We start from the raw sequence: 17,760 nt of genomic DNA on the forward strand, positions 1-17,760 counted from the left end.
CTGTCCCTATTTGCCGGCGGCGCGCGGCGGTGCGGTCTTCACATACTGGTCCAGCCAGCGGGTCATTTCCCAGAGCGTGTGCATGGTCGATTCCCGGGCGCGGTAGCCATGCGCCTCATTGGGCAGGACGACATAACGCACCGTGGCGCCGGCCCCCTTCAGGGCCGCATAGAACCGCTCGCTCTGCACCGGGAAGGTGCCGCTGTTGTCATCGGCCTGACCGTGGATCAGCAGGATCGGCTCATTGACCTTGGTCGCGTAGGTGAAGGGGCTCATCTTCGTATAGGTGTCCGTCGCCTCCCAGTAGGTGCGCTGCTCGGCCTGGAAGCCGAACGGCGTCAGGGTGCGATTATAGGCCCCCGAGCGGGCGATGCCGGCCCGGAACAGATTGGTGTGGGCCAGCAGATTGGCGGTCATGAAGGCACCGTAGCTGTGCCCGCCGACGGCGATCCGGTCCTTGTCGGCCACGCCCAGGGCCACCACCGCATCGACGGCGGCCTTGGCGCTGGCGGTGAGCTGCTCGACATAGGTGTCGTTCGGCTCTGCCCCATTCACGCCGATGATCGGCATGGAAGGCCCGTCCAGAACGGCATAGCCCTGGGTCAGCAGGAAGAGGTGGCTGGTCCCGCCAGGGCGAACGAAACGGTTTCCGGCATCCACGGTCTGGCCGGCCACCGAGGCGTCGGTGAACTCTTCCGGATAGGCCCACATCAGCAAGGGCAGCGGCCCGTCCTTGGCCTTGTCGTAGCCGGCCGGCAGATAGAGGGTTCCCGACAGCTTCACCCCGTCGGCGCGGCTATAGGTGATGGTCTGCTTGCTGACCCCGGCGAACTGCGGCGCGCGGTCGGCAAACTTGGTCAGGGGCACGGCCTTGCCGCCCTTGACGGACCGAAGGACATAGTTCGGCGGCTCGTCCTTGCTTTCGCGACGGGTGATCACGGTCTTGCCGGCCTCGTCAGCCAAGGCAACCGGCACTTCGTAATAGGGGGCTGCGGACTGCCACTGCCGGCTGGTCTTGCCGGTCGCGATATCCATCACGCCGACGAACGGGAACTCGCCCTTGGCGCTCGCCCCGGCCCCGGCAACGAACAGGCCCTTGCCGTCCGGCGTGAAGTGGAGAACTTCCTCGCCCTTGGCATTGGTGCGGGTGACCGGCGCGCCGGGATCGTTGTAGCGGTCCTGATAGTTGCGCTCGAGGATCAGACGGCTCGAACCCGGCTTGGACGGGTCAATGGCGAAGCGCTTTTCCTTGCGCGTCTCCCACCAGCGGCTGGCCAGGATGGCGAAGTCGGCGCGGCCCCAGTCGATGCCGGCATAGCGCTGGTCAAGATCCACAACGGTGGTCGGGGCGGCAGTGAACGGTGCCGCCAGGCTCAGGACCCGGTCATGGATCGCCACCTTCTTGCGCGGATCACCGCCATCCTGGGCCTCGGCCCAGACCAGGGTGGCCGGCGCATCCTCGCGCCAGGACACGGACCGTGGCCCCACCGAAACAGCATCGAAGGCCGCCGGCAGATTGTCGGCCAGGGGACGGTCGGCCAGAGCCTTGACCAGCTTTCCCTGGGCGTCGAGCACGTTAATCTCGGTCGGGAAGCGGCTGGCCGGAACCAGATAGCTATAGGGGCGCTTCAGCCGGTTGGTCAGAATGAACTGACCGTCCGGCGAGGGCGTCACCGCCGAATAGAGGCCGGGCGCACCCAAGGGCACCAGGGAGCCGTCCGCCAGGTTCACCCGGACCAGTTGGCGGGTGAAATAGTGGTCGAACAGGGCCTCATCATGCTCGGAGGCCAGCAGATCCTGGAAGGTGCGGATCGCGGCCGTGCGGCCGGCAGACTCCTGAACGATCGGACCTTTGGGAGAGTCATCCGCCACCGGCGCGGGGCCGCGCCCGGCAGGAATGGCGGCGACCAGAAGCGACTGACCGTCGGGCAGCCAGTAATAGCTGGTCCCGAAGGCCGCATTCAGCAGAAACCCTTCGACCTTGCGGGCCGTCGCCGAACGGCGATCAGCAATCCAGAGCTCCAGTCCCTGTTTGCCGTCGAGAACAAAGGCCAGCTTGGATCCGTCCGCCGACCAGCGGGCCTCGGTATAGCGGGCCCCCTCCGGCAGGGCGACGACCTGGGTCTTGCCGCTGGCGACGTCCTGGAAGCTCAGGCTGTTGAGCCAGTTGGTGCGGGCTTCGATCGGGCCGTTGCTGCGCGGATTGATGCGGAAGCCGCCGAGGCGGAGGATGGGCTCGGACACCGCCGCGATGGAGGGCAGGTTTTCCCGGCCCAGCAGGGCCATGGTCTTGCGCTCGGGGCTCAGGCTGACGCCCGGCGTCTGGGGCGCATCGAGGATCTGGGCGATCGGCGCGGGCGGGGTTTGATAGACTTCAGCGCCGGCGGCCAGGCTCATCCCGGCTGACAGGGCCACCAGGGCGACCGAAGCCGCCAGGGTCAGTGCGCGGCGGCGGACAGTGTTCTCAAACATGCAGGGCCCCTCTCGGTGACGTCGCGCCCGCCGCATTTGGCCAGGGCACCGGTGACGAAGGGCGGCAGGATTAGGCAGTGAGTGCCGGCAAGGAAACGAAAATTCGTCCCCGGAAGGTCGGCGTGAGCGTTTTCGTGCGCTCACGCCGGAAGCCCTCAGGGTTGGCGCACCACCGCCCCGCCCTTCATGACGAAAACCGGCTTTTCCAGCGTCGTCACATCGGCCAGCGGATCGCCCGAAACGGCAATGATGTCGGCATAGCGCCCGACGGCGACCTGACCGACATCCTTTTCCTGCCCCAGGGCCTGGGCGGCATTGACCGTGGCGGACTGGATGGCCTGCAGCGGGGAGGCTCCGTAGCGGACCATGACGGCGAACTGCTTGGCGTTCTGGCCGTGCGGATAGATGCCGGCGTCGGTGCCCAGCACCATCTTGACCCCGGCCTTGATCGCCTTGCGGAAGTTCTCGCGCTGCACATCGCCGATTTCGCGGTCCTTGCGCAGATTGTCTTCCAGCACGCCGTTCTTCTTGCCTTCGGACTGGGTGTAGTCGGTGTTGTAGATATCCATCGAGAACCAGGCGCCCTTCTGGACGGCCAGCTTGATGCCTTCGTCGTCGACGAGGCTGACATGCTCGATCGTATCGACGCCGGCGCGGATGGCGTCCTTGATGCCGGCCGCGCCATGGGCGTGGGCCGCGACCTTGAGGCCCCACATATGGGCTTCATCGACGATGGCGCTCATCTCGGCCAGGGACAGTTGCTGCTGGCCAGGCTCGGTATTGCGCGAGAACACCCCGCCGGTGGCGCAGATCTTGATCACCTGGGCACCGTACTTGCGTACCGCCCGCACCTGCTTGCGACCCTCTTCCGCACCGTCGGCGACATAGGGCCCCTTCTGCGCCATCGAGGGCGGGAAATAGGTCGAGTCGCAGTGTCCGCCGGTCGCGCCGATGGCATAGCCGGCCGTCACCACACGGGGCCCTGGCACATAACCGCCATCGATGGCTTCGCGCAGGCCCACATCGTTGAAACGGTCAGACCCGACATTGCGCACGGTGGTGAAACCGGCCTCGAGCGTGGCCTTGGCATTGGCGGTCTGGATCACGCTCCAGAAGGCGTCGCTGTATTGCAGGCTGTTATAGCCCCCGACCTCGGCCAGACTATCGAGGTGCACGTGCATGTCGATCAGGCCCGGCAGCAGGGTTGCGCCCGGCAGGTCGATGAGCTTGGCCCCGGCCGGCACGGCGATCTCGCCCTTTTTGCCGACGGCCGTGATCCGGCCATCGGTGATGATGACCACCGGGTTTTCAACATATTTGCCCGACGCCACATCCAGCATCCGCGCGGCGCTGAGCGCCTCGACCTGCGCCGCCTGGGCCGCTGTCGCCGCCAGAAGCGATCCGGCGACCGCCAGTGCCTTAAGTCCAACCTGCATGTTCCGTCCCCGTCCCTGATTCAGAACCGTGACGCTAACATGTGAGACCCGTCCGTCTAATGCCGATCAGCGTGTCCCGGCCGGGGTCTGGACGCTTTCCAGATAGGCGATCAGGTCCTTGACCTGTTCCGCCTCCAGAACAACCTGCGGCATCTGGGGATGGCCTGTCGAAATCCCTTCCGCAAAGGCTTCCTGCAGATTGGCCACGGGATAGCGCTGGCCGAGCACCCGAAAGGGCGGTGCCTTCGGCAGTGGACTGTCGCCGACCGGCCCCACGGCATGGCAGGCCGAGCAATTGGCCTCGACCAGAACCTTGCCCCGCACCACGGGGTCAGCGCCGGCGATCTGGGCAGCGGGCGGCAGTTCCGATGGCCCCGATGCGGCGCAACCGGCAACCAGAAGGGCCGTCAGAAGGGATAGACCGCGCAAGGTGGGACTCCGGAACAGGACAGACGCGACGCCAGGTATTGCGGCGCGGCCAGGGATGCAGCCTGACTAGCATGACCCACGAGGGTTTTGGGATGGGATCGCCGACGATCATTGCGGTCACGCCCCGTTTTTGCGGGGCAGAGCCTGCCTGCGCTCTCGACGGCGCAAACCCCTTGGCGTAAGGCCGTCCGGCTACCTGGGGACATGGCGGAATGGTAGACGCGCCGGACTTAAAATCCGTTGGAGCAATCCGTGTGGGTTCGAGTCCCACTGTCCCTACCAGTCCGGTGTCGGGTCACGCCTCCGGCGCGATCCGTTCGATCTGGGCCGCTCCGGCCTCCGTCAGCGCTACCACCAGCTCCTCGACTGCGGCATCGACCTCGGCCGGATCGCGCCCGCGCACGACCAGATTGGCCCCATAGATGTCCGGCGGCGAAAAGAACGGATAGCTGCCCAGCGACATGTCCGGATGGGCCTTGGCCACGGCCTCGAGCGGGGCGGCGATCAGGCCTTCGCCCGAGCCGGTGACGCGAACGGTCCGGCTGATCACCACCGCTCCGGTGCGCAGCCGCGGGCCGACATCGCCCAGCATGCCGCGCATGATCGCCGGCACCCCGGCGAGGACAAAGACGTTCTCGATCTGGAAGCCGGGCGGTCCCTGGACGGGGTTCTTCACCAGCACGCCGCCCTCGGGCACATGGGCCATGCGGCGGCGGGCGGCATTGGGCTCGCCCCAGCGCTCGCGCAGCAGGGCCATGATCTCGGGATGTTCGGGAGCGGTCACCCCGAAGGCCTTGGCCACGGAATCGGCGGTGATGTCATCATGGGTCGGGCCGATGCCGCCCGTGGTGATGACATAGTCATAGCGGGCGCGCAGGGCGTTGACCGCGTCGACGATCTCCTGCTCGATGTCCGGCACGACGCGCGCCTCGGCCAGGTCGACGCCGTAGGTGGCCAGATAGCGGGCGATGGCGCTGAGATTGACGTCCTGGGTGCGCCCCGAGAGAATCTCGTCGCCGATGATCAGCACCGCCGCCGTCACCCGATCCGTACTGGCCGTCATCGTCGCGCTCCCCTACTTCGCATCATCTTTGTCCCACCCGACTTAGGGCCGCCATGCTGCTCCCGCAACCGCTCGTTCGCGGCCGACTCGTCCAGCGCTACAAGCGCTTCTTCGCCGATCTGGTGCTGGATGACGGGCGGGCCATCACGGCCCACTGCCCCAATCCCGGTGCGATGCTGGGGGTCAACCTGCCCGGACAGGGCGCCTGGGTGTCGTGGTCGGACGATCCCAAGCGCAAGCTGGCCTGGACCCTGCAACTGGTGGAGACCGAGACCAGCCTGGTCGGCGTCAACACCCTGCTGCCCAACCGACTGGTCGCCGAGGCCCTGGCGGCCGACGTCATTCCCGAGCTGTCGGGCTATGCGACCGTCAAGCCGGAGGTGAAGTATCGCGAGGCCAGCCGCGTCGACTTCCTGCTGACCGATCCCGCCCGGCCGCCCTGCTGGCTGGAGGTCAAGAACGTGCACCTGTCACGCACCCCGGGCCTGGCCGAGTTTCCGGACTGCAAGGCGGCCCGGTCGACCCGGCATCTTGCCGATCTCGCCGCCCAGGTCGCCGAAGGGCATCGGGCGGTCGCCCTGTTCGTGGTCCAGCGCGCCGACTGTGAGGGCTTCAAGGCCTGTGAAGACCTGGACCCCGCCTTCGCGCGGGGCCTCGCCCAGGCAGTGGAGGCCGGTGTCGAGGTGCTGGTCTATGGCTGCGATCTCAGCCCGCAGGCGGTCCGCATTGCCCGCCGCCTGACCCTGCTCCCTTAACGGACATGACGGCGAATTAAGCTGCATTCGCGGCCGCCCTCACTAACCTCCCGCCGCGAGCTTGGGGGATGTGCAGCACATGAAATTCTCGACCCTGACGGCGCTGTGCGCCGTCCTGGCCCTGTCGGGCTGTGGCGCCTCCGAGGGCGGCAAGGAGGGCGGCATGATGACCGCCCTGCGCGCCGTCTTCGCCTTCAAGGCCTGCACAACCAAGCTGGAAGAGCAGTTCAAGCTGGGGCCGATCAATAACGTCACGTCCAACGACATGCACCCGGTGGCGCTCGGCAGGCCCGGTGAGTGGGACGTGACCTTTACCGCCGATGTCACCGAAAAAGCCTCAGGCCGGGTGACCCGCTACAAGGGCGTCTGCCGGGTTCGCCGCGACCGGCCGACGAGCCTGGACGCGCGCTTCCTGGAAGAGGTCAAGCCCGCCGCCACGCCAGGAGAGGCGCGGCGGATCCGGCAACCTTCTTCCTAGAGCGCGCCCAAATCACAGCCCCGGACCTTGAGGATCGGCCGCATCGCCCAATAGGCCGCCGGGGTCCGCATCAGCGGGATGCGCGGATAGAGATGGTGGATGATGTGGAACTGCATCCCCATGGTCAGGATATTGCCCAGCGGACTTCTGAAGGCCCGGGTGTCGCGATAGCGGCCGATCGCCTTGGCCGGGTGATGCGGGGCGAAGCTCAGGAAGTACTGGATGTAGGTGGCCGCCAGCTGGCGCGGCAGCCACCAGATCAGGGCCGCCTCGATCGCATGGCCGCTCCAGGCCAGGGCGAACAGGATCGAAAAATGGCCTAGCCGATAGACGGCGGCGATAATCATCGCGCGGCGGGCTTCGTCGGTACCCAGACGCATCAGCGTCTCGCCATAGGCCTTGTCGCCGGCCCCCGACGGCTGGCGGTTGGCGATGGTCCGGCGCAGGAAATCCAGGGTTCCGTCGGCGTGGGTGCTGTAGTCCGGATCGAGGTCCGGATGATTGGCGTGCTTGTGGTGCTCGTAGTGGGTCAGGCGGGCTACGTCATAGGGCAGCACCAGAGACAGGGTCGAGATATGGCCGACCAGCTCGTTCAACCAGAACAGCGGCTGACCCTCGCGGGCGATGATGCGGTGCTGGGCCTCATGCGAGGGCAGATAGCTCAGGGCGATACTGACGGTCGCGATCGGGAAGGCCGCCCAGAGCGGCAGAAGCCCTGACAGGGTCAGGGGCCAGAGCGAGAACCAGACCGCAGTGTTGACCAGGGCCCAGGTCACCGAGCCCCAGGGCACCCCGCCCAGATAGGCCTCGGCGACGGTCTTCTCGAGCTTGATGAGGGCCCGCTCGTCGAGGCCGGCGACCTCGGCCTCGGTGAGGGTCGGCGCGCTCATATCCAGCGGCCCTTCACGGTGGCGAAACCGCCCCAAAGCCCGCCGACCAGCAGACCCAGTACCAGCGGCGAGAAGCCATTGGGCAGCGTCCAGCCGAAGCGTTCGATGATCTGCGCCAGCAGGGGAGCCAGGAAACCCAGTCCGAACAGCAGGGGCATGACCCTGAACAGGCCGGTCAGTAGTTGCTGCATGGCTGGCTCGCCTTCCCGCTGCCGCCGGTCTGAACGCCAGCGCGGGAACAAAAATGACGCCCGCGTCATCTTTGTCAAGGCATCGTGCCGGCGCGATGATCTGGCAGAGGCGGCCATTGAAGTTTCATGCTAGGATGGCGAGATACGGTTTAACGCCGCCTGCCCTGCCCGAGTACGCCATGACCCTTGACGACGCCCTTGAGATCGAAGCCGAGACCCGCACGGGTGCGATCAAGATTCACAAGGCCGAAGATTTCGAAGGCATGCGCCGCGCCGGCAAGCTGGCGGCAGAGTGCCTGGACATGCTGATCCCGCACGTGGTGCCGGGTGTCTCGTCCGACCATCTCGACACCCTGGCCCGCGAGTTCATTCTCGACCACAAGGCTATCCCGGCCTGCCTGTTCTATCGCGGCTATCCCAAGACGGTCTGCATCTCGCGCAATCACGTGGTCTGCCACGGCATTCCGGGCGACTGGGCCCTGCGTGACGGCGACATCGTCAATATCGACGTCACGGTGATCGTCGACGGCTGGCACGGCGACACCTCGCGCATGTATGGCGTCGGCGAGGTCGGCCCCCGAGCGCGGCGGCTGATCGAAATCACCTATGAAGGCATGGCCCGCGGCCTGGCCGCCGTGAAGCCCGGTGCGACCCTGGGCGACATCGGTCACGCCATCCAGTCCTATGTCGAGGCCCAGCGGTGCAGCGTCGTCCGCGACTTCTGCGGCCATGGCCTGGGCCGGGTGTTCCACGACGCCCCCAACATCCTGCACTTCGGCCGTCCCGGCCAGGGCGCGGTGCTGAAGCCCGGCATGTTCTTCACCATTGAGCCGATGGTGAATCTGGGCAAGCCGGCCGTGAAGGTGCTGGGCGACGGCTGGACCGCCGTGACCCGGGACAAGTCGCTGTCGGCCCAGTGCGAACACTCGATCGGCGTGACGGAGGACGGTTATGAGGCCTTTACCGCCTCGCCGGCCGGCCTGTTCCAGCCAGCAATCCTGGGCGGCTGATCGCGCATAGCGCGCATTATTCCGATAGACAATCCAGACGGAATTGGCGAAGCTTTCGCCATGACCGAAGCTGAAAAACTCGCGCATTTTCGCAGGTGCATCGGGTGGTGTTGCCTTCCGATCTGGGTTGCGCCTGCCCTGAACCGGCAGGCCTAGGGCGCGCGATCATGGTTCAGGCCGCCTCGCTCAGCCCTTCGCCGCCGGACCCCGAGGTCGAGCGGCTTGGCAAGCCGGGGCGCGCCGCGACCAGCGATCCGAATGCCGGCCATCGCGAAAGGCTGCGGGCCAGGGCCAGGGCCGGCGGCCTGGTCGCCCTGCCCGACTATGAACTGCTCGAACTCTATCTCTTCCGGACCTTTGCGCGCGGCGACGTCAAGCCCAGGGCCAAGGCCCTGCTGGCCCGGTTTGGTTCGTTCGGCGCGGTGATCGCCGCCAGTATCGAGGAGCTGATGACCGTGCCGGGGATCGGCGAAACCGCCGCCCTCGACATCAAGCTGCTGCACGAGGCCGCCCTGCGGGCCGGTCGCGACAAGATCGTCAAGCGCCCGGTGATCTCATCCTGGAGCGCCCTGCTGGGTTATGTCCGCGTCGCCCTGGCCAATGAGCCCCGCGAACAGTTCCGAGTACTGTTCCTCGACAAGAAGAACCAGCTGATCGCCGACGAGGTGCTGAACCGCGGCACCGTCGACCACGCGCCGGTCTATCCCCGTGAAGTCATGCGGCGAGCGCTTGAGCTGTCGAGCAGCAACATCATCCTGCTGCACAACCACCCCTCAGGTGATCCCACCCCCTCGCGGCCGGATATCGACATGACCAAACAGGTCATCGACGCTGGTCGGGCGCTGAAGATCAATGTCCACGACCATCTGGTGGTCGGTCGGGACGGCGTGGCCAGCTTCAAGGCGCTGGGGCTGATGTGAGGGCCGGTCGACGACTTCGCCTTGACGCGCCCCAGCCCATCCCTGACCGTCGCAGCCACCGCCAGTGCCTGACCCCGGAGCCCGCATGTCCCCTCGCCTTCTGACCGCCTTGCTGGGCTCGGCACTCCTGCTCACCGCCGTCGGTCCGGCCACGGCAGCGCCCAAGGCTCCGCCAACGAAGGCCCCGGCACTCAATCCGGGCGTCTCCAGGGCCGACATGGCCCTCCATCAGTCGATCCTGACCCTGGACACCCATCTGGATACGCCGGAACATTTCGCCCGGCCGGGCTGGAGCATGCTGGACCGCCACGCCGTATCGAGCGACTTCACCCAGGTGGACCTGCCGCGCATGACCGAGGGCGGCCTCGATGGCGGGTTCTATGTCATCTATACGGGCCAGGGCGAGCTGACGGCCGAAGGCTATCGCTTCGCCCGCGACTTTGCGCTCCGGCGGGCGGTCGAGATCCGGGAAATGGTCGCCGCCCATTCCGACCGGTTCGAGCTGGCCTATACCGCTGACGACGCGGTCCGGATCAACAAGGCCGGCAAGTCCTTCGTCTATCAGAGCATTGAGAACAGCTGGCCCATCGGTGAAGATCTGACCCTGATGCAGACCTTCTACCAGGCCGGCGTGCGGATGGCCGGTCCGGTTCACTTCCGCAACAACCAGTTCGCCGACAGCTCAACCGATCCCCGGGGCAAGATCTGGAACGGCTATTCACCCCTTGGCCTGCGCTGGCTGGCGGAAGCCAACCGGCTGGGCATACTGGTCGATGTCAGCCACGCCTCCGACGAGGTCGTCAGCCAGTCGATCGCCCTGTCGAAGAGCCCGGTCGTCGCCTCGCACAGCGGGGCGCGGGCGATCTATGATCACCCGCGCAATCTCAATGATGCCCTGATCCGCAGGATCGGCGAAAGCGGCGGCGCGATCTGCATCAACTCGGTCTATCTGGCCGCGACCCCCACCAGCCCAGAACGCAAGGCGGCCCTGGAGGCGCTGGGCAAGCAGCCGGACTTTGACACCCTGTCACCCACAGAGGTGAAGGCCTGGGCCGACAAGATCGCCGCCGTCGACAAGCTCCATCCGCCGGTCCGGGCCAATTTCGAGATCTTCATGGCCAGCATGCTGCACGTCCTGAAGATCACCGGGCCCAAGGGCGTCTGCGTCGGGGCCGACTGGGATGGCGGCGGCGGCGTCGAGGGCCTGGAAGACGTGGCCGACCTGCCCAAGATCACGGCGCGGCTGAAGGCCAAGGGCTATACGGACGCCGACATCGCGGCGATCTGGAGCGGCAATGTGCTGCGCCTGATCGGACAGGCCCAGGCCTATGCGAAGAGTGTGGCGAAGTAGAAAATCCTCCCCCATCAGGGGGAGGTTTTCTTGACCCGATCCCATACCCGCCAGGCCATCAGCACCGCGAACACCGCCGCATAGACCAGCGGCGGGCGATGGTCGGCCTTGACCAGCAGATAGTAGTGGGCGACGCCCAGCGGCACGATCAGATAGACCAGCCAGTGCAGCCTCTGCCAGGTGGCCCGGCCCAGCCGGAGGATCCAGCCGTTCGTCGAGGTCACGGCCAGGGGGATCAGCAGCACGAAGGCGGCCATGCCCAGGGTGATGAAGGGCCGCTTCAGGATGTCCTTCCACAGCTGGCCAAGGTCGAAGAACAGGTCGACCCCGACATAGCTGAACAGATGAAGCAGGATGTAGCTGAAGGCGAACAGGCCCACCGTGCGCCGGAACCGCACCAGGCGAGGCCAGTTCAGAACCCGGGCCAGGGGCGTAATGGCCAACCCGACCAGCAGCAGACGCAGGCCCCAGACGCCCAGTTGCCGGATCAGCTTCTCGATCGGATTGGCCCCGAGGTCGCCCTGAAAGCCCTTCCAGGCCAGCCAGGCCAGGGGCGCAAAACAGGCCAGCCAGACCAGGCCATAGACCAGGTTGTCCTGCAGCTTCGACGGCCGGCGTCGCTTGCTCATGCCGTTGCCCCGATCCGAAGGTCCGGCAGGGCTGCAGGGACGAACCCCTGGTCGCGAACCATCAGTAGTTCGCCTTCAGATCCATGCCGCGATAGAGGTCGGCGACATACTGGCCATAGCCGTTGAACGGCAGGGTCTCGCGGCGCTTGAATTCGCCGATCCGGCGCTCGGTCGCCTGCGACCAGCGGGGATGGTCCACGGCCGGATTGACGTTGGAATAGAAGCCGTACTCGCGGGGTGCCGAGATATTCCAGGCCGTGCGCGGCTGCTTTTCGGTCAGGCTGATCCGGACAATCGACTTGATGCCCTTGAAGCCATATTTCCACGGCACGACCAGCCTCAGGGGCGCGCCGTTCTGGTTGGGCAGGGTCTCGCCATAGAGACCCACGGCCATCAGCGTCAGGGGGTGGGTGGCCTCATCGATGCGCAGACCTTCGCGATAGGGCCATTCCAGGACGTTCCAGGCCTGGCCGGGCATTTCGGACGGCCGCATCAGGGTTTCGAACGCGACAAACCTGGCCTTGGAGGTCGGCTTGACCGAGGCGATCAGGTCCCGGAGCGGAAAGCCGACCCAGGGAATGACCATCGACCAGCCCTCGACGCAGCGCATGCGATAGATGCGCTCCTCCAGCTTGTTCTGCTTGATCAGGTCGTCGATCCCGACCGTGCGCGGGGCTTCGCACTCGCCGTCGATCCGCACGGTCCAGGGGCGGGTCTTCAGCTTGCCGGCGTTCTCGGCCGGATCGGCCTTGTCGACCCCGAACTCGTAGAAGTTATTGTAAGTCGTGACATCTTCGCGCGACGTCAGCTTCTCGGTGGTGGAAAATCCCTTGGAAAAGCGCAGCGGGGCGGCGTCGGCGGTGCTCGCCAGACCGGCCAGGCCCAGGCCCGCCGCTCCGCCGATGAACTCGCGCCGCCTCAGATAGAGCCCGTGATCCGTGACGTCGTTTTCAGTCAGGTCGGGGGCGTTGCGGATCAGCATGGCAGGCTCCGAAGGAGGTTCACCAGCAAGATACGCATCACCCGGCCTTTTGGTTACGCCAAAAGCTGATTTTCAGTCCTCTTGCGGCTTTGCCCCCTTCTGGCGCGGCGCATAGACCCGGGCCAGGCCGTCAGCGAGGGTGGCCCGCTCGGTGGGTGAAAGGGTGGCGGCAAAGCGGGCCACAGCGCTCTCGACATTGCCCCGCGCCTCCAGATCCAGAGCCCGGGCTGCCCCCAGCCGCTTGCTGACATCGGCTGGGTCATAGGATCCGGACCGGAACAGCTGAATGGCCGCCTGGCGCTCGGCCTGGGCCTGTCGCGTCAGGGCCCGGTTGCGCTGGTTGGCGTCCCTCAGGGTGCGCCGCAGCGCCTGCCGGGTCTCGGGGGAAAGATCCTTGCCGGCGGTCCAGAGGGCCGGCCGGGCGGGCGGGTCGGAGGGGCGCGCCACCGGCCTCGACACGGCAGGATCCGCCTGGGGCCGATCCTGAAGCACCGGGGCCGGATCAGAGGCGGTTCCTGTCTCGACAGGGCGCTCCATCGGCATGGGGCCCGGGGCCTTCTGAACGGCGGAGGGGGCAGACGGACGCATCCACAGGGCCCCCGCTATGCCCCCGATCAGGAACAGGTTGAGCGCCGCCGACACGATCAGGCCGATCAGCAAGGGGCGATTGGCGATCATAGGGCTGCGGGCTCCTCGAGGGCGTCTGACAGGTCGGTTGCGAGATCGGCCGCGATCAGGGCCTCTTCCTGAGGCGCGCGAGGCGGATTTGCCTGGCCGATCGAGATGCCGACCGCCACGCCGGCCATGGCCGCAGCGCCCAGGCCCAGGGCGGCCCCGGCTCCCGCCAGCCAAAGGCGGGCAAGTCTCAGGGGTTGAGGCGCAGCTGCAATCAGGCGTCCCAGAAGGGCTGAGTCCACCGCCTGGGCCGGCGCGAGATCGAGAAGGCGATCCAGCTGGGCCGCCTCGACCAGCACAGCGTCCAGGGCTCCGGACGTCGAGATCAGCAGGGCGCGCGCCGCCTCACGCTCGGACTCGGGCCAGCGAGCCAGGTCGCCGCCATGGCTTTCCGCCAGGGCCTTGAAACGTTCGAGGGTCATGGTCATCCCACCATCTCCTTCAGGGTCCCGGGGCCGCGAGGTCGGCCAGAGCCGAGCGCAGTGTTCGTCGCCCCCGACCCAGCAGTCCTTCCAGCGCCTCGACGGTGATCGACATCAGGGCCGCAGCCTCGATATTGCCCAGACCCTGATGATGGCAAAGAACTATGGCCTCGCGTTGGCGCGCCGGCAGGGCCGCCAACGCCGCCTCGACCCGTCGTGAAAGATCGGCCCCGATCAACCCGGCATCGGGCGCGGGCCCGGTGTCGACCTGCTCCGGCGGCTCGGCCGTCACCACCTCGCGACGGCGACGCAGGCGGTCGTAGCAGAGGTTCAGCGCCACGCGGTGCAGCCAGGTATCGAACTTCGCCGCACCCGGCCGCCAGGATCGCGCCTGTTTCCAGGCCCGAAGGAAGGTCTCCTGCGCCACATCCTCGGCTTCGCCGGCGTCGTTCAGCATCCGCCGCGCCAGGGCGAGAACGCGCGGCAGGCGTCGGTCCAGCAGCTGGCGAACGGCGGCCGGGTCGCCCCGGCCCACCCCCGTCAGCAGGGCCTCGTCGGGATCGCTCCCCCCGGCCACCAAATCTCACCTCGCCGCGCGCGACCACATCAATCAGATCCCGACCTTGGCCTTGCCGGCCCGGGGCTTCAACTCCGCCGTCGACAGCGTGCCGTCATTGTCGGCATCCATGCGCTTGAAGCGGCCGGCCAGAAAGCTATCCAGTTCGCCGCGCGTCAGGGCATCGTCATTGTCAGAGTCGACGCGCGACCACAGGCGGTCAGCGCCCTTGCCGGGCTTGTCAGCGTCCGGGGCAGAGGCGTCCGTGGCCGGCTTGCGCATGGCGGCAAACTCCGCGCGTGACAGCTTGCCGTTCTTGTCGGCATCGAGCCGGCCCATCATCTGGCCGCCTCGCCCGGCCTGAAACTCGGACAGGGTGACCTTTCCGTCGGCATTGGCATCCAGCGAGGCCGGCCCCTTGGGTGCCGCCAGGGCCGGGCCTGCGAGCAGCATCACGGCAGCAGCGGCGATCAGAATTTCTTTCGACATAAGACTTCGTCTCCAAGACGTTGTGCGCCCGTCCCATGCCTCTTGAACGTCAGACCCCGGCGTTTCCGTCGCGGCGCACAATGGCCTCAAAGGCCGCCCGCGCCTCGGTCTTGGCCCGGGCCAGCTTGGTCTTCAGGGACCGGAACTCCCGCACATGACCGGCACGGGCCAGCAAGACCCGGAAGGCCCGGGACTCAGCCTCCGGATCGGCCCCGTCCTCGAGGGCGACCTTGATCAGTTGCGAGAGGTCCTGTTCCAGCCGCCAGGCCGCCTCGAGACTGGACAGGCCGGCCGGGTCGGCAAGGTTGGCCGTCTTCAGGGCGGCCAGGGCCTCGCCGGTATTCTGGGCCAGGGGCCCTCCCGCCGCCGCATGCTTGAGCTGCAGATACTGGGCGACAAACTCGATATCGACCAGACCGCCGGGTGACAGTTTCAGATCCCAGACCCCCTTGCCGGGACGCTCCTGCTCCATCAGTTCGCGCATCTCGAGCACGTCAACGGCGGTCTTGCCCGGGTCGCGCGGACGCCGCAGGGCGGCCTCGATGGCGGCTTCGGCCCGGATCTGAAAGGCCGGCGAGCTGGCCCACATCACCCGGGCCCGGGTCAGGGCCAGCAGCTCCCAGGTCTCGGCCTCGCGGGCATAATAGTCCTCGAAGGCGGCGAAACTGACCGCCACCGGTCCCTTGGTCCCGGAGGGCCTCAGCTTGAGATCGACCTCATAGAGGGTCCCCTCCCCGGTCGGGGCCGACAGGGCGGATGTCAGGCGCTGGGTGAAGCGGGCATAGAAGCTCTCGGCGCCCCAGCCCTTGATGGCCGACTGGGCGGTCGGGTCGTCGGCCGCATAAAGGGTCATCAGATCCAGGTCGGACTTGGCGGTCATCTCGCGCGAGCCGGCCTTGCCCAGGGCCACCACCGCAACCTCGCCAGGGAATTCACCGCCCAGACGGACCGTTTCGGCCAGGGCCGCCGGCGCCAGGCCGCGGACGATCAGGTCGCCCAGGCCGGCAAAGGCCGCGCCCGCATCGCGCGCCCCGGCCGTGCCGCTCATGACCCGCACGCCGATCCGGAAGCTCTGGTCGCGAAACAGCCGGCGGGCGGCATCCATCGCCCCTTCGAAATCACCGGGATCCCAGGGCGGGCTTTCCGGCACGGTCATCGGACCGAAGAAAGCCGGGTCCAGCAGGGCATCCAGGGCGGTCGGTCGCCGCGCCAGGGTGGCGGCCAGCCGCGGGGCGAAGGCCATGACCTCGACGATCAGCTCGAACAGGCGTGGCTGGGCCAGAAACAGCGACTGGATCTGAACCCCGGAACTCAGGCTGGCGAAGAAGTCGGCAAAGCGGTTGAAGGCCGTGTCGGGCGCGCCGGAGGCATTGGCGGCGTCCAGCAGACGGGGGGCCAGGCGGGTAAAGAGCTCGCGGCCGCGTTCGGTCCGCGTGGCGGCGATCCGGCCATGGTGCCAGCTGCGGATCGTGGCCGCGACGCGCTCCGGGCTGGAAAAGCCCATGCGCTTGAGGGTGGCCAGGGTCTCGGGATCGTCCTCGACGCCGGTGAAGACCAGACTGCCGAACCGTGAGGACAGTTCCTCCTCGCCCGCGAACAGCCGGCCATAACGCTGGTTGACCCCCTTCAGGATCCGGCCGACCGCCGCGTCGAAGCTGCGCAGGGCGTCGTGGTTCCACAGCGCCGCGACCTTCTTTCGGTCGGCGTCAGACTCCGGCAGCTTGTGGGTCTGGTCGTCGGCGATCATCTGGGCGCGGTGTTCCAGGGCCCTCAGGTCCTGATAGGCGGTGGTCAGCCAGTCCGCATCCTCGACCGTCACATGGCCGGCGCCTGCCAGGGCCCTAAGGGCGTCCAGCGTGCGAGGACTGCGCAGGTCCGGCTGCCGACCGCCCAGGATCAGCTGCTGGGTCTGGACGAAGAACTCGATCTCGCGGATCCCGCCGCGCCCCAGCTTGAGATCCGCCCCCTTGGCGGTCAGGCGGTCATCGACCTTGTAGGTATGGATCTGCCGCTTGATCGAGTGAATGTCGGCGATGGCCGCGAAATCGAGGTTCCTCCGCCAGATAAAGGGCTGCAGGGCCGCCAGAAAGGCCTCGCCCTCGCGGCGGTCGCCGGCCGCGATGCGGGCCTTGATGTGCGCCGCCCGCTCCCAGTTCTGGCCGACGCTTTCATAGTAATCCATGGCCGCATCAAGCGGCATGGCGGGCGGGGTCGAGGACGGATCGGGACGCAGGCGCAGGTCGATGCGGAACACATAGCCGTCGGCCGTGCGCTCCTGCAGGATCCGGCCCAGATGGTTGGCGATCCGCACGGCCACGCCCTGGGGCTCGACGCCCTCGGCGACCGGCAGCTTCTCCGGCGCGTAGAAGATCGAGAAATCGATGTCGCTGGAATAGTTGAGCTCGAAGGCCCCGTGCTTGCCCATGGCGACGCAGAACAGGCCCGGCGCAGGACCAGCCTCCGTATCGCCCAGATGGGTCAGGGCACCGCGATCGACCTCCAGCCGGACGGCCTGGGCCAGGGCGGCCCCCAGGGTTGCATCGGCAAAGCGGGTCAGGGCCCCGGTGACCGCGTCGAGATCCCAGACGCCCCCGAGATCGCAGAGCGCGGTCAGCAGATGCAGGTCTGCCTTCAGCTCGCGCAGCACCCTGCGCGCCGTCTCGAAATCCGGCTCTTCGCCGACCGCCCTGGCCCGGGTGAGGATGTCGTCCAGGCGCTGGCCGGGCTCGGACGTCAGAATCGTCGGCAGACGGCGGGCGTCGCGACGGGCCAGGCCGGTCAGATAGGGCGAGGCGGCAAACACCGGGGCCAGGGCCGGCCAGGCGGCTTCAACCAGATCCGACGCCTCGCCGACCCGCTTGAGGATCGCCTCATGGGCGCGCTCGGCCGCCTTCGGATCGACGATGGGACCACACGGGGCGAGACGTTCGAGCAGGCGAGTCATGGCACCACCGTGGCCCGGGCCGCATCGCGCGACAAGAAGAAGCCTTGCCGGAACCGCTGGGACGGACG

The 17,760-nt window shown here is 67.3% G+C and carries 18 protein-coding genes and 1 tRNA gene; 6 read left to right on the forward strand and 13 right to left on the reverse strand.

Annotated features, from left to right (window positions below):
* Positions 1-6: 6 nt before the first annotated feature.
* From ACW17U_RS12740 to ACW17U_RS12750, 3 genes are all read right to left on the reverse strand, one after another.
* Entirely contained in the window at positions 7-2,472 is a 2,466-nt protein-coding gene (locus ACW17U_RS12740; RefSeq protein ID WP_492052860.1) for a S9 family peptidase, read from the reverse strand.
* A 155-nt stretch (positions 2,473-2,627) separates the two neighbouring features.
* Positions 2,628-3,908: a Xaa-Pro dipeptidase gene (locus ACW17U_RS12745; protein ID WP_492052861.1), complete on the reverse strand. Its 1,281-nt coding sequence runs from the start codon at positions 3,906-3,908 to the stop codon at positions 2,628-2,630.
* A 66-nt stretch (positions 3,909-3,974) separates the two neighbouring features.
* Positions 3,975-4,337, reverse strand: coding sequence for a c-type cytochrome (locus ACW17U_RS12750; RefSeq protein WP_084745754.1), 363 nt, complete (start codon positions 4,335-4,337; stop codon positions 3,975-3,977).
* Positions 4,338-4,535: 198 nt separating this feature from the next.
* Here ACW17U_RS12750 and ACW17U_RS12755 point away from each other — a divergent pair.
* A tRNA-Leu gene (locus ACW17U_RS12755) sits at positions 4,536-4,619 on the forward strand.
* Between the two features lie 13 nt (positions 4,620-4,632).
* Here the strand turns inward: ACW17U_RS12755 and ACW17U_RS12760 are convergent.
* Positions 4,633-5,400 carry a competence/damage-inducible protein A gene (locus ACW17U_RS12760; RefSeq protein WP_062144672.1) on the reverse strand — a complete coding sequence of 256 codons (768 nt, stop codon included), beginning with the start codon at positions 5,398-5,400 and terminating at the stop codon, positions 4,633-4,635.
* 53 nt (positions 5,401-5,453) lie between these two features.
* On the opposite strand from ACW17U_RS12760, the gene sfsA reads away from it, so the two are divergent.
* Positions 5,454-6,155 (forward strand): DNA/RNA nuclease SfsA, encoded by a 702-nt coding sequence (gene sfsA / locus ACW17U_RS12765; RefSeq protein WP_492052864.1) that lies wholly within the window; start codon positions 5,454-5,456, stop codon positions 6,153-6,155.
* Between the two features lie 79 nt (positions 6,156-6,234).
* Entirely contained in the window at positions 6,235-6,633 is a 399-nt protein-coding gene (locus ACW17U_RS12770) for a hypothetical protein (RefSeq protein ID WP_492052866.1), read from the forward strand.
* On the opposite strand, the gene ACW17U_RS12775 is transcribed toward ACW17U_RS12770, so the two are convergent.
* On the reverse strand, positions 6,630-7,523 hold the full coding sequence (locus tag ACW17U_RS12775; RefSeq protein ID WP_492052867.1) for a fatty acid desaturase: 894 nt from the start codon (positions 7,521-7,523) through the stop codon (positions 6,630-6,632). The genes ACW17U_RS12770 and ACW17U_RS12775 overlap by 4 nt on opposite strands.
* Entirely contained in the window at positions 7,520-7,714 is a 195-nt protein-coding gene (locus ACW17U_RS12780; protein WP_062144654.1) for a hypothetical protein, read from the reverse strand. Before ACW17U_RS12780 ends, ACW17U_RS12775 begins: the two co-directional genes overlap by 4 nt.
* Before the next feature lie 179 nt (positions 7,715-7,893).
* Here ACW17U_RS12780 and map point away from each other — a divergent pair, with 179 nt between their 5' ends.
* From map to ACW17U_RS12795, 3 genes are all read left to right on the forward strand, one after another.
* The gene (gene map, locus ACW17U_RS12785) at positions 7,894-8,724 is read left to right on the forward strand and encodes a type I methionyl aminopeptidase (RefSeq protein WP_062144651.1); all 831 of its coding nucleotides are present in this window, start codon (positions 7,894-7,896) and stop codon (positions 8,722-8,724) included.
* A 167-nt stretch (positions 8,725-8,891) separates the two neighbouring features.
* The gene (gene radC / locus ACW17U_RS12790; protein ID WP_492052870.1) at positions 8,892-9,644 is read left to right on the forward strand and encodes a RadC family protein; all 753 of its coding nucleotides are present in this window, start codon (positions 8,892-8,894) and stop codon (positions 9,642-9,644) included.
* Between the two features lie 85 nt (positions 9,645-9,729).
* On the forward strand, positions 9,730-10,995 hold the full coding sequence (locus ACW17U_RS12795; protein WP_492052872.1) for a dipeptidase: 1,266 nt from the start codon (positions 9,730-9,732) through the stop codon (positions 10,993-10,995).
* Positions 10,996-11,009: 14 nt separating this feature from the next.
* Here the strand turns inward: ACW17U_RS12795 and msrQ are convergent, their stop codons facing one another.
* From msrQ to ACW17U_RS12830, 7 genes are all read right to left on the reverse strand, one after another.
* On the reverse strand, positions 11,010-11,624 hold the full coding sequence (msrQ, locus tag ACW17U_RS12800) for a protein-methionine-sulfoxide reductase heme-binding subunit MsrQ (protein ID WP_492052874.1): 615 nt from the start codon (positions 11,622-11,624) through the stop codon (positions 11,010-11,012).
* Between the two features lie 61 nt (positions 11,625-11,685).
* On the reverse strand, positions 11,686-12,606 hold the full coding sequence (msrP, locus tag ACW17U_RS12805; protein ID WP_062144640.1) for a protein-methionine-sulfoxide reductase catalytic subunit MsrP: 921 nt from the start codon (positions 12,604-12,606) through the stop codon (positions 11,686-11,688).
* 72 nt (positions 12,607-12,678) lie between these two features.
* Positions 12,679-13,284 carry a periplasmic heavy metal sensor gene (locus tag ACW17U_RS12810; protein ID WP_492052876.1) on the reverse strand — a complete coding sequence of 202 codons (606 nt, stop codon included), beginning with the start codon at positions 13,282-13,284 and terminating at the stop codon, positions 12,679-12,681.
* Positions 13,281-13,709 (reverse strand): hypothetical protein, encoded by a 429-nt coding sequence (locus ACW17U_RS12815; RefSeq protein WP_492052878.1) that lies wholly within the window; start codon positions 13,707-13,709, stop codon positions 13,281-13,283. The genes ACW17U_RS12810 and ACW17U_RS12815 overlap by 4 nt, the downstream gene beginning before the upstream one ends.
* A gap of 13 nt (positions 13,710-13,722) precedes the next feature.
* Positions 13,723-14,283, reverse strand: a complete 561-nt coding sequence (locus ACW17U_RS12820) for an RNA polymerase sigma factor (protein ID WP_492052880.1) — start codon at positions 14,281-14,283, stop codon at positions 13,723-13,725.
* Positions 14,284-14,313: 30 nt separating this feature from the next.
* Positions 14,314-14,748: an EF-hand domain-containing protein gene (locus ACW17U_RS12825; RefSeq protein WP_492052882.1), complete on the reverse strand. Its 435-nt coding sequence runs from the start codon at positions 14,746-14,748 to the stop codon at positions 14,314-14,316.
* A 49-nt stretch (positions 14,749-14,797) separates the two neighbouring features.
* The gene (locus ACW17U_RS12830; protein ID WP_492052884.1) at positions 14,798-17,692 is read right to left on the reverse strand and encodes a bifunctional [glutamine synthetase] adenylyltransferase/[glutamine synthetase]-adenylyl-L-tyrosine phosphorylase; all 2,895 of its coding nucleotides are present in this window, start codon (positions 17,690-17,692) and stop codon (positions 14,798-14,800) included.
* Between the last annotated feature and the right edge of the window lie 68 nt (positions 17,693-17,760).

It is taken from the genome of Caulobacter sp. AVps16 (assembly GCF_058681455.1).

Coding starts and splice junctions, on each gene's coding strand:
- sfsA (WP_492052864.1), top strand. CDS start 5,454: ATGCTGCTCCCGCAACCGCTCGTTCGCGGCCGACTCGTCCAGCGCTAC.
- msrQ (WP_492052874.1), bottom strand. CDS start 11,624: ATGAGCAAGCGACGCCGGCCGTCGAAGCTGCAGGACAACCTGGTCTAT.
- ACW17U_RS12815 (WP_492052878.1), bottom strand. CDS start 13,709: ATGACCATGACCCTCGAACGTTTCAAGGCCCTGGCGGAAAGCCATGGC.
- radC (WP_492052870.1), top strand. CDS start 8,892: ATGGTTCAGGCCGCCTCGCTCAGCCCTTCGCCGCCGGACCCCGAGGTC.
- map (WP_062144651.1), top strand. CDS start 7,894: ATGACCCTTGACGACGCCCTTGAGATCGAAGCCGAGACCCGCACGGGT.
- ACW17U_RS12795 (WP_492052872.1), top strand. CDS start 9,730: ATGTCCCCTCGCCTTCTGACCGCCTTGCTGGGCTCGGCACTCCTGCTC.
- ACW17U_RS12745 (WP_492052861.1), bottom strand. CDS start 3,908: ATGCAGGTTGGACTTAAGGCACTGGCGGTCGCCGGATCGCTTCTGGCG.
- ACW17U_RS12740 (WP_492052860.1), bottom strand. CDS start 2,472: ATGTTTGAGAACACTGTCCGCCGCCGCGCACTGACCCTGGCGGCTTCG.
- ACW17U_RS12780 (WP_062144654.1), bottom strand. CDS start 7,714: ATGCAGCAACTACTGACCGGCCTGTTCAGGGTCATGCCCCTGCTGTTC.
- ACW17U_RS12810 (WP_492052876.1), bottom strand. CDS start 13,284: ATGATCGCCAATCGCCCCTTGCTGATCGGCCTGATCGTGTCGGCGGCG.
- ACW17U_RS12775 (WP_492052867.1), bottom strand. CDS start 7,523: ATGAGCGCGCCGACCCTCACCGAGGCCGAGGTCGCCGGCCTCGACGAG.
- ACW17U_RS12770 (WP_492052866.1), top strand. CDS start 6,235: ATGAAATTCTCGACCCTGACGGCGCTGTGCGCCGTCCTGGCCCTGTCG.
- ACW17U_RS12825 (WP_492052882.1), bottom strand. CDS start 14,748: ATGTCGAAAGAAATTCTGATCGCCGCTGCTGCCGTGATGCTGCTCGCA.
- msrP (WP_062144640.1), bottom strand. CDS start 12,606: ATGCTGATCCGCAACGCCCCCGACCTGACTGAAAACGACGTCACGGAT.
- ACW17U_RS12830 (WP_492052884.1), bottom strand. CDS start 17,692: ATGACTCGCCTGCTCGAACGTCTCGCCCCGTGTGGTCCCATCGTCGAT.
- ACW17U_RS12760 (WP_062144672.1), bottom strand. CDS start 5,400: ATGACGGCCAGTACGGATCGGGTGACGGCGGCGGTGCTGATCATCGGC.